General features: G+C 67.5%; 13 protein-coding genes. 4 read left to right on the top strand and 9 right to left on the bottom strand.

All coding sequences use genetic code 11. The features are described from left to right. Positions 1–18: 18 nt before the first annotated feature. Genes K2L43_RS03140 through K2L43_RS03130 form a run of 3 tightly spaced genes read right to left on the bottom strand, consistent with a single transcriptional unit; the run spans position 19 to position 4,134 of the window. Positions 19–1,740, bottom strand: coding sequence for a type I secretion system permease/ATPase (locus tag K2L43_RS03140; RefSeq protein ID WP_220638963.1), 1,722 nt, complete (start codon positions 1,738–1,740; stop codon positions 19–21). A 37-nt stretch (positions 1,741–1,777) separates the two neighbouring features. Continuing rightward, complete coding sequence (locus K2L43_RS03135) at positions 1,778–3,523, bottom strand: type I secretion system permease/ATPase (RefSeq protein ID WP_172206104.1); 1,746 nt, start codon at positions 3,521–3,523, stop codon at positions 1,778–1,780. Then, positions 3,520–4,134, bottom strand: coding sequence for a hypothetical protein (locus K2L43_RS03130; RefSeq protein ID WP_011804035.1), 615 nt, complete (start codon positions 4,132–4,134; stop codon positions 3,520–3,522). Before K2L43_RS03130 ends, K2L43_RS03135 begins: the two co-directional genes overlap by 4 nt. 457 nt (positions 4,135–4,591) lie before the next feature. Between K2L43_RS03130 and K2L43_RS03125 the strand changes: the two genes are divergently transcribed. Next, the gene (locus K2L43_RS03125) at positions 4,592–5,410 is read left to right on the top strand and encodes a SapC family protein (RefSeq protein ID WP_083766787.1); all 819 of its coding nucleotides are present in this window, start codon (positions 4,592–4,594) and stop codon (positions 5,408–5,410) included. A gap of 5 nt (positions 5,411–5,415) precedes the next feature. Then, on the top strand, positions 5,416–5,973 hold the full coding sequence (locus K2L43_RS03120; protein ID WP_011804033.1) for a hypothetical protein: 558 nt from the start codon (positions 5,416–5,418) through the stop codon (positions 5,971–5,973). Between the two features lie 63 nt (positions 5,974–6,036). Here the strand turns inward: K2L43_RS03120 and K2L43_RS03115 are convergent, their stop codons facing one another. Together K2L43_RS03115 and K2L43_RS03110 are read right to left on the bottom strand one after the other, a co-directional pair. Further along, positions 6,037–7,593, bottom strand: coding sequence for a glycosyltransferase (locus K2L43_RS03115; RefSeq protein ID WP_011804032.1), 1,557 nt, complete (start codon positions 7,591–7,593; stop codon positions 6,037–6,039). A gap of 113 nt (positions 7,594–7,706) precedes the next feature. Continuing rightward, positions 7,707–8,057, bottom strand: coding sequence for a hypothetical protein (locus tag K2L43_RS03110; RefSeq protein ID WP_172206100.1), 351 nt, complete (start codon positions 8,055–8,057; stop codon positions 7,707–7,709). 51 nt (positions 8,058–8,108) lie between these two features. Here K2L43_RS03110 and K2L43_RS03105 point away from each other — a divergent pair, with 51 nt between their 5' ends. Then, complete coding sequence (locus K2L43_RS03105) at positions 8,109–9,095, top strand: IS5 family transposase (protein WP_011806505.1); 987 nt, start codon at positions 8,109–8,111, stop codon at positions 9,093–9,095. A gap of 166 nt (positions 9,096–9,261) precedes the next feature. Here K2L43_RS03105 and K2L43_RS03100 read toward each other — a convergent pair whose 3' ends face one another. Continuing rightward, the gene (locus K2L43_RS03100; protein WP_196996032.1) at positions 9,262–10,653 is read right to left on the bottom strand and encodes an IS701 family transposase; all 1,392 of its coding nucleotides are present in this window, start codon (positions 10,651–10,653) and stop codon (positions 9,262–9,264) included. Positions 10,654–10,801: 148 nt separating this feature from the next. On the opposite strand from K2L43_RS03100, the gene K2L43_RS03095 reads away from it, so the two are divergent. Beyond that, on the top strand, positions 10,802–11,485 hold the full coding sequence (locus K2L43_RS03095; RefSeq protein ID WP_085947529.1) for a site-specific integrase: 684 nt from the start codon (positions 10,802–10,804) through the stop codon (positions 11,483–11,485). 24 nt (positions 11,486–11,509) lie between these two features. Here K2L43_RS03095 and K2L43_RS18965 read toward each other — a convergent pair whose 3' ends face one another. The 3 genes from K2L43_RS18965 to tnpB form a co-directional block, all read right to left on the bottom strand. Continuing rightward, complete coding sequence (locus tag K2L43_RS18965; protein WP_255519514.1) at positions 11,510–11,641, bottom strand: hypothetical protein; 132 nt, start codon at positions 11,639–11,641, stop codon at positions 11,510–11,512. 9 nt (positions 11,642–11,650) lie between these two features. After that, positions 11,651–13,165: an IS66 family transposase gene (locus K2L43_RS03090; RefSeq protein WP_011804030.1), complete on the bottom strand. Its 1,515-nt coding sequence runs from the start codon at positions 13,163–13,165 to the stop codon at positions 11,651–11,653. Between the two features lie 80 nt (positions 13,166–13,245). Continuing rightward, positions 13,246–13,557 (bottom strand): IS66 family insertion sequence element accessory protein TnpB, encoded by a 312-nt coding sequence (gene tnpB / locus K2L43_RS03085; protein WP_011804029.1) that lies wholly within the window; start codon positions 13,555–13,557, stop codon positions 13,246–13,248. Positions 13,558–13,568 lie beyond the last annotated feature (11 nt).

Here is a 13,568-nt window from a genome sequence, read left to right as displayed (position 1 = left end):
ACAAGGGAAAGGAGGGGCTCAGGCCACGGCCAGCGATGCCTGGGCCGCCGGGGACTGGGCATTGCGCAAGGCCGCCAGCACCGCATCGCGCGGCCCGTCGGCCTGCACGCTGCCGTTCTTCAGGATCACCAGCCGGTCGGCGACGGCCAGGATGCCGGGGCGGTGCGTGACCAGCACCACCGTGCTGCCCCGGGCCTTGAGGGTCTGCACCGCGCGCACCAGCGCGGCCTCGCCCACGTCGTCCAGGTTGGCATTCGGCTCGTCGAGCACCACCAGCGCCGGATCGCCATAGATCGCCCGCGCCAGGCCGATGCGCTGGCGCTGGCCGCCCGACAGCAGCCCCCCGGCCTCGCCGATCGGGGTGTCGTAGCCCTTGGGAAAGCGCAGGATCATGTCGTGCAGCCCGGCATTGCGGGCCGCGGCGATCACCTTCTCGGCATCGACCTCGCCGAAGCGCGCGATGTTCTCGGCGATCGAACCTTCGAACAGCTCGATGTCCTGCGGCAGATAGCCGAGGTAGGGCCCGAGCTCGTCGCGGTTCCAGCCGGCGATCGGGCGCTCGTCGAGCAGCACCTCGCCTTCCATATGGGGCCAGATGCCGATCATGCAGCGCGCCAGCGTGGACTTGCCCGAGCCCGAAGGCCCCAGCACCACCGTGGCCGTGCCGGGCTGCGCCTGCAGGCTGACGCCCTTGAGGATCGGCTCGGAGCGCCCCGGCGCCACCGCCACCACGTCGCGCAGCAGCAGCGCGCCCGTGGGCGGCACGCGGGTCAGGGCGGGGTCGCGCTCGGGGTTGCCCTCCAGCAGCGCCTCCAGCCGCTCGAAGGCGGAGCGCGCGACCATGAAGCCGCGCCAGGTGCTGACCAGCAGGTCGATGGGCGCCAGCGCGCGCGTCATCAGCACGTTGGCGGCGATCATCGCGCCCGGAGAGAGCTGGCCGTCGATCACCAGCAGGGCGCCGGCGCCCAGCGCCAGCGACTGCTGCGAGTAGCGGATGAACTTGCTCCAGGCGGTGATGCGGTGCGTCACCGCCTGCGCCTGGCCCTGCAGCCGCTGGGCCTGGCCGTGCTTGGCCAGCCAGCGCGCGCGCAGGTTGTGCACGATGCCCATGGGCTCCAGCACCTCCACGTTGCGCAGCTTGCTTTGCAGGTACAGCGTCTCCTCGCTGGCCGCGGCCTGGGCCTGCTCCGAAGGGGTCACGGTCTGGCGGTGGCCAAACCACACCAGCGCCACCTGCACCAGCGCGAAGAAGATCGCCAGATAGCCGAGCAGGGGGTGCAGGAAGAACAGCACCGCCAGATAGACCGGCGCCCAGGGCGCGTCGAACAGCGCAAAAATGCCGTTGCCCGTGAGGAACTGCCGCACCTGCACCAGATCGCCGAAGGCCTTGGCCGTGCTGCCGCCCAGCTGTTTCAGGTTGGTCTCGAAACTGGCATTGAACACGCGGGTGCTGAGCATGCCGTCCAGCCGCATGCCGGCGCGCACCAGCACGCGCGAGCGCATCCATTCCGAAAACGCCCCGACCAGAAAGAGGAACAGGGTGATCAGCGACAGCATCAGCAGCGTCAGCTCGCTCTGGCTGAGCATCACGCGGTCGAACACCTGCAGCATGTACAGCGTGGGCGCCAGCAGCAGCACATTCGCCACCATGCTGAACACGCCCACCACCATGAATTCGCGGCGAAAGGCCCACAGCGCCCGCGTCAACTCGCTGCGCTCGAAAAATCCGGGGGTCGTCATCATTGGACTCTGTTCTTGGTCTTGGATCGTGGCCGCCTCAGGCGACGGCCTGCCCGGGCGCCAGCGCCGTCGGGGCCGCTGCGGCCGCTGCCTGGCGCGCCGCCTGGTTCAGCGCGGCGAGCACCTCGTCGCGCGGGCCGAAGGCCTGCTGCTGGCCGTCGCGCAGCACCAGCATCTTGTTGGCCACGGCGAGCACGCTGGTGCGGTGGGTGATCACCACGACGGTCGCGCCGCGCGCGCTGGCCTGGGTGATCGCGGCGGCCAGGGCGGCGTCGCCCTCCTCGTCGAGGCTGGAGTTCGGCTCGTCCAGCACCACGTAGACCGGGTCGCCATACAGCGCCCGCGCCAGCGCCACGCGCTGGCGCTGCCCGCCCGACAGGCGCGCGCCGCCCGGGCCCACCCGCGTCTCGTAGCCCTCGGGCAGGGAGGCGATCAGCCCCTGCAGCCCTACGGCCCGCGCCGCGGCCTCCACCTGGGCCATGTCCACCTCGCCGAAGCGCGCGATGTTCTCGGCCAGCGTGCCCTCGAACAGCTCCACGCCCTGGGGCAGGTAGCCCACATGGGGCCCCAGCTCGGCCTTGTTCCAGGTCTGCACATCCACGCCGTCGAGGCGCACCTTGCCCATGGCCGCGGGCCACAGGCCCACCAGCAGGCGCGCCAGCGTGGTCTTGCCCGAGGCCGAGGGGCCGACCACGGCCAGCACGTCGCCGGGCTGGAGCGCGAACGCGATGCCGCGCAGGATCGTCGCATTGCTGCCCGGCGCGCCGGCCACCAGCTGCTCCACCTGCACGCTGCCGCGCGGCGCGGGCAGCGGCATGGCCGGCGCCCGGGCCGGCACCGCGGCCAGCAGCGCATCCAGCCGGTTCCAGGCGTCGCGCGCATTCACCACCGTCTGCCACTGCGTGACCACCTGCACCAGCGGCGCCAGCATGCGCCCGCCCAGGATGGAGCTCACGATCATCATGCCGCCGCCGCCATGCAGCTCGCCATGCAGCAGCAGCCAGCAGGCCAGGCCCAGCAGCATCGAGCTCAGGATGTTCTGCAGCAGCTTGCTCAGCGCCTGGAAGCCCCCGGCGCTCTCCGACGCCTGGGCCTGCAGCTGCAGGAACTCCCGCTGCTTGGTGATCCAGCGGCGGTGGGTGTTGCGCAGCATGCCCATGGCCTCGATCACCTCGGCATTGCGCAGCGTGCCGTCCGCATACTGCTGTGCGGCGATCGCCGTGCGGTTGGCCTCCATCAGCGGCGGCTTGGTGCGCCGCTCGTTGAGCCAGGTCACTCCCACCTGCAACACGCCGAACACCACGGCCGACCAGCCCAGCACCGGGCTGATCAGGAACAGCAGCACCATCATCACCAGCGCGATGGGCGCCTCCATGATGGCCAGCAGCGCCGGCGAATGCAGGAATTCGCAGATCTTCCTGAAGTCCTGCATCGGCTGCACCGTGCCGCCGGGCACGCGGCGCACATTGGCCTCGAAGATCGCATCGAACACGCGCACGCGCAGCTTGCGGTCCAGGGCCTCGCCGGCCGCGCGCATCACCTCGCCGCGCGCCCATTCCAGCACCTCCATGAGCACGAAGGCCCCGAGCACCGCCACCGTCAGCCACCACAGCGTGAGATGGTTGCGGCTGTTGACCACGCGCTCGTACACCTCGAGCATGTAGCCCGAGGGCGCCAGCACCAGCAGGCTCGCGAACAGGCTGAACCAGGCGGCGCGCACGTAGTAGGGGCGCAGGGCCACGACGGCCTGGCGCAATTCGGAAGGGGCTTGGGTTGGGTTCATACGGCCTCGTCGACCATCACATATTCGGGAATCTCGCCCGGCTCCGGCGGCGCCAGCGCGCCCTCGGCCGCGGCGGCCGGCTGCGCCTGGTCCACCAGCAGGAAAGACAGTTCGTAAATGCCGTCGGCACGGCGCGACAGCACGATCTCGCGCAGCTTCTGCGCATGAAAGCGCGCCTCGACCTCGGCATCCAGCGACAGCTGGAAGCGCATGCGCCCGTCGAGCGTGAACATCGACAGCTGCCCCGCCTTGAGGCTCAGCGTGTGGCGGTCGAAATACACCGGGCAGCTGTCGGCAAAGCGCAGCAGCGGCAGGGGCCGCTCGCCCAGCTTGTCCAGGTGCAGCGGGCTGTCGGGGTGCTGGAACACCATGCGGCAGGTGCGCGACACCGAGTAGATCGCGTTGCACACCATCTGCGAGCCCATGTCCGGAAACTGCTCGCGCAGCTGGCGGTAGGCCAGGTGGTGCAGGGCCACCCGGTTCCACACCCGCGTGGACTGCACCAGCGGCGCCAACGCATTGCACAGCTGCGCAAAGCCCTGCTGCAAGGCCTGCAGGCGCTGGGCCTGCTCGGGCGAGGTGTTCAGGGGAATGCGGAGAATGGCGTCCATGGCAGGCTGCGCAGTCTAACAAGAACTCCTATATGAATTTCATATAAGAGACCGCGACGGCGAAAAAACAACGCGTGCGGCAACGCATGGATCCGGCCTGCATCACCCGCCCTCCCCTCACCACCACAGGCTTGTGTACGCACACATCTTTTTCAGTAGCAATGCCATCAGACTGGGCGCGGCTGTTACCCCTTCCCCCACTGGGGGAAGGTGGGGATGGGGGCCCGCTGACGCGTACGCAACGCATGAAAAAACAGGCCGTGGCGGCCCCACCCCAACCCTCCCCCAGCGGGGGAGGGAGCAAAACCGCGCCCCGCTTTGGACTACGTGCCATTCGCAAAGAGGTGTGCATACGCTATGCCAAGTAAAGCAAAACCGCGCTGCGCGCCATGCGCACAATACCCGGCACGGCCCCCGCGGCGTTATGCTGCGCCGCACCTTCCCGCACCCACCCAACATGACCGACACCCCCTCCAACCCGACCGCCAACCCCTTGACGCCGCTCTCGCGCCAGCAGCACGGCCAGCTGCGCTGGCGCGGCCCGGCCGACTACGGCTTTGCCCGCCACGACCAGCTCTGCCCCCTGGTGCTGCAGGAGCTGCCCAAGGCCGCCCTGGCCCTGCCCATCGGCTTCGTCGCGCAGCAAGAGCAGTTCCTGCCCGTCGCCATCCAGGGCCTGCAGGCCGGCCGCAACCTCTACGTGGCGCCCGACGGCCGCTGGCTTGCCGGCTACATCCCCGCGCCCTACCGCAGCTACCCCTTCCGCCTGGCCCGCACCGAGGACGGCCAGCAGGTGCTGTGCATCCACGCCGATAGCGGGCTCGTGGGCCCCGGCGACGGCCAGCCCTTCTTCGACGAGCAGGGCCAGCTCTCCCCGGCCACCGCCCAGGTGCTGCAGTTCTTCCAGCAGCTCGAGGCCAACCGCCAGCACACCACCGCCGCCTGCGCCCTGCTGCAGCAGCACGGGCTGATCCAGCCCTGGCCGCTGCGCCTGCAGACCGATGCCGGCACGCAGGAACTGGGCGGCCTGCTGCGCATCGACGAGGCCGCGCTGAACCGGCTCTCCGGGCCGGCACTCGAAGCGCTGCAGCGCGGCGGCGCCCTGCAGCTGGCCTATTGCCAGCTGCTGTCCATGCAGCACCTCGCCAGCCTGGGCCGGCTTGCGACCCTGCATGCCCAGGCGCGGCAGGCGCCGCCCCCGGCGCCCGCGCCGGCGCGCGACCTCGACCTGGAATTCCTGAACCAGGGCGGCACGCTGCGGCTCGGCGCGCTGTGAGCGCCATGCCCGAGGCTGTACCGCCGGCCCCGGTGCTGCAGCGCATCACCACGGCCTACGACCCCGCGCAGGACCGCATGCGCCTGGCCGGCGAACGCGCCGACGGCAGCACGCTCACGCTGTGGCTCACCCAGCGCCTGCTCAAGCGCCTGCTGCCGGCCCTGTGGCAATGGCTGGAGCGCCACGACGCCCCGGCCGGGGCGGCGCACTCCGCCCGCCTGCCCGGCTACCACAGCGATGCCGTGCACGGCTTTGCCCAGCAGGCCGCGCGCGCCCAGCTGCCGCCGCAGCCCCCGGTCACCCCGCACGAGCGCAGCCCGCAATGGCTGGTGCACAGCATCCAGCTCTCGGCCGGCGCGTCGGGCGTGGAGCTGCGCTTCAGCGGCGAACCAGGCACCGATGCCCCGGTCGGTCTGACGCTCGCCGCCCAGCCCCTGCGCCAATGGCTGTCGATACTGCAGCAGCAGTACCACGAGGCCGAATGGCCTACGCAGGACTGGCCCGCATGGCTCGCGGCAGCGGCCGGCCCGGCCGCCCCCGCGGGCCGGGCCATGCTGCATTAGGGAACGCTCTCAAATAAAGAGCTGCCAGCGCTTGCCTGACGGGCGCCACCAGCCGATTTGGCTTCAAACCAGCGGCGGCGCGGCCTCCATCGCCTCCGCCTCCGCCTCCAGCAACTGGCGCACACCCGCCAGCGCCTGCACCGCCTCCTGCAGCAGCGCATCGGCGGCCTGGCGACCGGCCTCGGCGCTGTCGCGGGCGCGGCCCGCCTGCTCCAGTTGGGCCTGGGCCAGCGCCGCGGCCTGCTGCGCCTGGTCGCGCGCCTGCTCGGCCCGGGCCAGTTCGGCGCGCAGGGCCTGGGCCGCGTCCGGCGTGGGCGCCGGGGCCGGCGCCGCGGCGCCGTCGGCCAGCGCCTGCAGCCATTGCAGCTGGCGCGGCAGGCAGACGCCGTGCAGGTCGTACCGCGCCTGCACGCATTGCCGCGCCTGCGCGCCCAGGCGCTGCCGTTCGGCCGGCGCCTGCAGCAGGCGCGCCACCTCGTCCGCCAGGGCCTCGGCGTCGAAGAACTCCAGCAGCCGGCCGGTCTCGCCATCGGCGAGCACCTCGCGCACCGGCGCGGTGTCGCCGGCCACCACGGCGCAGCCGGTGCTCATGGCCTCCAGCAGGCTGCGCGACAGCGCGAGCGGGTAGGCCCAGTGCACATGCACCGCCGCCAGCTGCAGCACGGCCACCACATGGGCGTGGGGCAGCGGCCCCAGGAAATGCACGCGCTGCCAGTCGGCCTCGGGCATCTGCGGGAGCACCTCGTCGATGAGGTGCTGCTTCCAGCTGCGCCCGTCCGCAGGCAGCGGGCCCTGGCCCGGGCCCTCCGCGCCCACGATGAGCACCCGCGCCGCGGGGCGCTGGGCCAGCAGCCGCGGCAGGGCGCGCATCACCACCTGCAGGCCGCGCCGCGGCTCCAGGCTGCGGGCCACGAAGCTCACGACCTCGTCGCCGGGCGCCAGCGCCACGTCGCCGGGCAGCGTCGCGCGCACCTGCGCGTTCGGCGCCAGCGCTTCGGTGTCGATGCCGTCGTGCGCCACCCACAGCCGCTCGCGCCACGGCGCGGGAAACCGCGCCGCCTGCCAGTCGGTGGGCACCAGCAGCCCGTCCGCCTCGCGCAGGTGCAGGTCCAGTTGGGCATTGCGCATGCGCAGCTGCGCCTGCACCAGCGCCTCGGCGCGTGCGCGCGCCGCCGCGTCCAGGGCCTGTAGCGGGCTCAGGCCCGGGTCATGGTCCGCATGCCGCGCACTCGCCGCGTCGTGGTAGTGAGCGCCCCACAGGCCCAGGCGGGCGCCGGGCCACACCGCCTTCAGGAACAGGCTGTCGCCCAGGCCCGCATGGGCCAGCATCACGTGGGGCGCGAACCCCTGCTCGTCGCGCAGCGCCAGCGCGGCCTGCAGCGCCGCCTCGCCGCGGATCGCCCGCAGCTCCAGCTCGGCCACCCAGCCCTGCGCCCCCGGCGTGCCGCCGCGCGGCAGGCCATAGGCATGCACCTGCACGCCGGGCACGTCGAATTCGGGGGCGGCGCCCTCGGGGGGCTTCTGGCACAGCGCCCGCACCGCATGCCCCTGCTGAACCAACGCCTGCGCCACATGGCGGAACTGTGCCGGGAACCCCGGGTGCACGAAAAGAATACGCATGGACCTCATTCACTCAAAAAAGCCGTGGGCTGCCCATGCAGCCCACGTGCGAGTGAATTTATCGCGTCCCGGAGGGGATTCCCGCTGTTTTCTTGTATCAATTCTCGCCCGGCTCAGGCCAGCTGCAGCGCCTTCAGGATCGGCAGGCGCTTCTCGGCCAACTCGGCGGCCTGGGCGGTGAGCTCGGCCAGGTTCTGCTCGGGCGTGTCCAGCGCCCTGCCCTGCTTGACCAGGCGCTGCCCCTGCACGGCCAGCAGGTTCCACACGAAGCCGGCCCAGTCCTGCGGGGCCTTGTGGCCGTGCTGGCGCGCGAGCAGGAACAGCTGCTGAAAGCGTGGCACGCTGACACCACCGCCGGTGACCGGGCTGGCCAGGTAGTTCAGCTCGCTGCTGCTGCGCGCCTTGGTCATCAGGTGGGTGTTGAGGCGCTCGGTGCGTTTCTTCGCCTTAGGGACTCTCTGCACGAATCCCTGTACGATGTGGCTGAGCAAGCCTGAAGCTCAGACAATAAGCGCATGAAGCAAAGCAGCCTGGGCCTGAGCAACACCACCAAACGCACCCGCAAGCGCGAATTTCTCGATGCCATGGAGCTGGTGGTGCCTTGGGCTGAGCTGGTCTCGCTGATAGAGCCCTACGCACCCGAGAGTGGGCGCCGGGGCCAGCAGCCATTTGCAGTGAGCACGCTGCTGCGCATCCACTTCATGCAGCAGTGGTTCAAACTCAGTGACCCCGCCATGGAAGAAGCCTTGCACGACGTGCCAGCCTTTCGGGACTTTGCAGGCCTGTCCCACTGGGACGCACAGATCCCCAGTGAATCGAGCATCCTGCGCTTTCGTCATATGCTGGAGCGCCACAAGCTGGCCGATCAGATCCTGGCCACCGTGAATGCGCTACTGCAAGCCAAGGGGTTGCAACTCAAGGCAGGCACCGTAGTGGATGCCACGCTGATTGCTGCGCCCAGTTCAACCAAAAACCAAAGTCACGAGCGTGACCCCGAGATGCATCAAAGCAAGAAGGGCAATCAGTGGTACTTCGGTATGAAGGCCCACATTGGGGTGGATGCAGACTCAGGCCTGGTGCATACGGTGCGAGGCACCAGCGGCAATGTCGGTGATGTGGTCGAGGCCAACAGCCTATTGCACGGGCAGGAGACAGACGCCTTTGGTGATGCAGGCTACCAAGGTGTAGACAAGCGGCCCGATGCCAACAAGAACGTACGTTGGCATGTGGCCATGCGCCCAGGGCTGCGCCGGGCTTTGGACAAAGACAGGCCTGTGGAGGCTCTGATTGACCAGTTGGAGCGCACCAAGGCCAGCATCCGGGCTAAGGTCGAGCATCCTTTCAGAGTGCTCAAGCAGCAGTTTGGGTATGTGAAGGTGCGCTACCGAGGGCTCAAGAAGAACACGGCGCAGATCATCACGCTGTTTGCGCTCTCAAACCTGTGGATGGCGAGGCACAAGTTGCTGACTTGCATGGGGCAGGTGCGCGTGCAGGGAGCGTAGTGCTTTCAATATCGGGGCAATAGCCCTCGCGCAGCGCCTGCGGCAAGCGCTGCACCAGTCCAATTGCTCAAAGTGAGTGCTGTTTTAGTTCAGGCATCGCCGTGACACAGGCAGAACTGATTCGTGAAGAGCTTCCCTGGTCTTACTGTGTCATAAAAGTAGTTTTTCACTCATGCTGATGCGGCCGCAGCAAGGGCACTGTCCCAGACGGTCTATGAGTGCGTAACTCAGCAGATGACGCAAGCTTGTGATCGAGTTGTCCACGTGCCGCTGTGCGCGCAGGCCTGCCTCTGGGGATGTAATCTTGGGGAACGGCAGGCACTTGGCGTTCGATGAAGTTTTTTTTACCCCCGGCAGGCTTGTCGGCGATAAGTCGCTCGCTCATCAAGAAGGCGTAGGCTGCGATGCTCAAGCTCGCATGGTGGTGGAACCCTCGCCAGCCGCGCCCCTCGTAGTGCCCCAAGCCGAAGTCCTGCTTGAGGTCTTGGTAGTCGCGCTCGATACGCCAACGCTGGTAGGCGCAGCTGACCAAATCGTTCAAGGCAGTGCTCTCGGGCAGCGTTGACAGGATGTATTTGACTGGCTCGGCCTGCTCCACTGGCCACTCGATGAGCAACCACTCTTGCGGGCGCAGACTCGCCTTGCCAGCATTGCCACCAGCGTGACGCACCCGCACCGCTGCGAACCGTCCCGTGAGTGGCGCGTTGGTGCCCTCGCGCCAACTGATTGTCTGGAACGCCTGCGCCGGTAACGACAAAGCCAGGGCCTTGACGCTCATCGGTTGCAACTGAGCGGTGCGCCTTGGCGTCACTGGGGGCCTGCCTTTGCCGCTGTAGGTCTCAGGTGGCAGTGGCTCGACGCCAGGGGGCCAGACTACGACCGCTGAGGTCACCCCCACCGCATAGTGCAACCCCATGTCGCTGAGCGCCTGCCGGAACGCGGTGTCCACGCCGTAGCCTGCATCAGCCAACACGCAGTGTCGGGGTGCACCCTCGCTCAGCAGGGTGCGCAACTGATGCAAGGCAATCTGTGTCTTGGTCGCAAAGCGAACCGACTCTGGTACGCCTGTGCGCTTGCGTCGCTCAGCGTCTTGCGCCCAGTCCTGGGGCAAATAGAGCTGCCATGCCACAGGAATGCTGCCTTGATCGCAAGCCAGCGAGACGCTCACCGCCACCTGGCAGTTGTCCTGTTTTCCAGGCATGCCGCAGTATTGACGGGCTACGCCCACCGAGTGCACGCCCTTTTTGGGAAAGCCCGTGTCGTCGATGATCCACCAGCCTCCTCGGCTGAAATCCATGTGTGGCACAACCCACTGGCAGACCCGGCGCAGAACTTCGACATCGGACCATTGGGCCTTAGCCACAAAGTGATGAAGTGCTTGGTGCCTTGCACTGGCATGAAGCGGATCCACCCGCGCGGCCATGGGCTCCACACTCTTTCGCGATAGTGGCAGCATCAAACCTGTGCAATAACCCTTGAGACCTGCGTAGCGATCTGCGTGTCCCAGCGCCCGCGACAAATGCGCCATGTACTGGTCAAACCGTTCACTCGCACTCATCGTCCCTCACAAAAAGAATTGGGAGGATTCATGATGCCACATTTATGACACAGTAGGACTAGAGGACATTGAGGCCTACCACCATGCTGACCTGGCCCGCGGTGCGGCGCGAGGCTCCGCCAACCGGCGCATCATCTTGCTGCGCTACATGTTCAATCTTGCACTCAAATGGGAAGTGCCCGGAGTGCTCAAGAATCCGGCCAAGCATGTGCAACTGGCCGATCCGCAGAATGCGAGGGAGCGGTTTCTTTCACCCGAGGAGATGGTTCGACTGCAGCAGGCTGTGCAGGACAGTCCCAACAAGATGCTGCGCTTTATCGTGCCAGCCTTGTTGCTGACCGGCATGCGCAAACGCGAGGTATTGGATGCCAAGTGGGCAGACATTGACCTACAGGCCAAGACCTGGTTCCTGCCCGATACGAAGTCAGGCAAGCCACGGGTGGTGCAGCTCTCAGATGCCCTGGTGGGCATGCTCCAGGCCATGCCCCGGCGCGGTGAGACGCCCTGGGTGTTTGCCAACCCGGCCACCGGCAAGCCTTTCGTTTCCATCTTCTACGCCTGGAACTCGGCACGCAAGAGGGCCGGCTTGGCAGATATCCGTGTGCATGATTTGCGCCACACGTTTGCCAGCTTGCTCATCAACAGCTCGTTTGAGCTGTACGACGTGATGCATGCGCTGGGGCACACGCAGATGCGAACGACGATGCGCTACGCGCATCTCTCGCGTGCCAGGAAGTCGGCTGCGGCCGATGCAGCAGCGCTGCAATCGGGCCTGCAGAGCTGGTTGCCGGTGGCTGCAGCCAACGAAGGGGCGTTCTTGAAGTCTGCCTGAGGCCGTGTTGTGCCGAGCGGCCGCTCAGTGCGGGCCTACGGCGCCGTCATAGAACAGTGTTTTGCTGTAATGCACCTGAAATCGAGCCTTCACAGCAAAGAGCTCGATTTCACGTATCCGTCCGGCCACCCCATATTGACCGTCGCCGGCGGTCATGACTGAGACTCAGATCGTGGCGCTCTGCCACCGATGCGGCAACAGTTCCCCGATGCGGCTGTCCTTGTGTGTGGGCAGTCGGGTCATCACATCCTTGAGGTAAGCGTGTGGGTCGTGGCCATTGAGCTTGGCCGACTGGATCAGGCTCATCACGGCAGCCGCACGCTGTCCCGCCCGCAGCGACCCGGCAAATAACCAGTTCTTACGACCGAGCGCGACCGGTCGCATCTGGTTCTCGATCCAGTTGTTGTCGATCGGCAGTTGGCCGTTGTCCAGCAAGCGCGTGAGCGGCTGCCAGCGCCGCAGGCTGTAGTCGATGGCCCGTGCCGTGGCTGAACCCTCGGGTACCTTACTGCGGTGCTCGCTCAGCCAGGCGTGCAATTTGTCCACGATCGGGCGGCTGTGCTGCTGGCGCATTCGCAGCCGCTCGGTGCCATCGACATTGCTCGCCTGCCTCTCCACCTCGTAGAGCTGCCCGATCTGCACCAGCGCCTGCTCGGCGATCTGGCTCTTGTTGGCTGCGTGCAGCTCAAAGAACTTGCGCCGGGCGTGCGCCCAGCAAGCCGCTTCGGTGATGTGCTCGCCCATGAGCTGCTTGTAGCCCGCAAAGTCATCGACCAGCAGCGTGCCGCGCCAGCCGTTGAGAAATTCACCGGCGTGCTTGCCCGCGCGGCTTTCGCAGAAGTCGTAGACCACGGCCTTGAGGTCTTCGTGCCGCCCCGGGGTGTAGGCCCACAGGTAGGCGCGGTGCGTCTTGCCATCGCGCTCGCTGCCGCGCTTGAGCATCTGCACCGGGGTCTCATCGGCGTGCACGATGCTGTGTGCGAGCACCTCCTGACGCAGCGCATCGACCAGCGGCTGCAGTTGCACGCCGCAGCTGCCCACCCACTGCGCCAGGGTCGAGCGTGCCAGCGGCACCCCAGCACGGGCATAGATGCTCTCCTGGCGGTACAGGGGCAGGTGGTCCGCGTACTTGGCCACCAGCACCTGGGCCAGCAAGCCGGTGGTGGCCAGGCCCTTGTCGATGATGTGCGCCTCGACCGGCTGCTGCTTGAGCGTCTGGCAGCACGCGCACACCCATTTGCCGCGCACATGGCGGTGCACCATGAACACGCCGGGCGTGTAGTCGAGCTTCTCGGCCACGTCCTCGCCCATGCGGCGCATGGCCTGGCCGCAGCACTCAGTCACCTCGGGCTCGTGTGTGAATTCCTGGCGCAGCAGTTGTGCCGGCAATGGCAGGCGCTTGGGTTGCTGGCGTGGGCTGCGCTCTTCAGCCGAGCGCAGCTGCTCGATCTCCTCATCCACCGCCTGCAGGTCTTCTTCGAGCGCGTCTTCCAGCAGACTGCGCTGATCGGCGTTCAATGCCTCGGTCTTGGCGGCGAACTTCAGCCGCTTGAGGATGGCCATCTCGTAGCTGAGCTTGTCCAGCAGCGTCTGCTTGTGTTTGAGCTCGCTCATGAGGTGCTGCAGCATCTGGCGCATTTGCGCCTCGTCCATGCTCTGCAGATCCACCGGTTCGTTCATGGCCGTCATCATCCCTGATGGGTGGGCAGCCGCCTACTGGCATATCCACGAATTGAACGCCGCCCCAGGGGCGACCAACATCACAGCACCGTGATCACAGCGTCTTCTCCCAGGCGCTGCCAGGGCAAGCCCGTGACCAGGGCTTGCAGTTGTTCGACGCTGAGTGTGAGCCGAGGACCCAGGCGCTCATCGCCCCAGGCAAACTTGCCCTGGTTCAGGCGCCTTGCGGCCAGCCAGACGCCAAAGCCATCGTGCACCAGTACCTTCAGGCGGTTGGCCCGTGCGTTGGCAAAGAGATAAGCGTGGTGCGGGCGGGCCGCGCCAAAGACTTGCACCACTCTGGCCAGGGCCGTCTCGGGGCCGGCGCGCATGTCCAGCGGTTGCGTGGACATCCAGACCGCAT

The organism is Diaphorobacter sp. MNS-0, assembly GCF_019602835.1.
In the GTDB taxonomy this organism is placed as follows: Bacteria; Pseudomonadota; Gammaproteobacteria; order Burkholderiales; family Burkholderiaceae_C; genus Diaphorobacter; species Diaphorobacter nitroreducens.
This window is presented reverse-complemented; position numbering and strand designations above follow the sequence as displayed.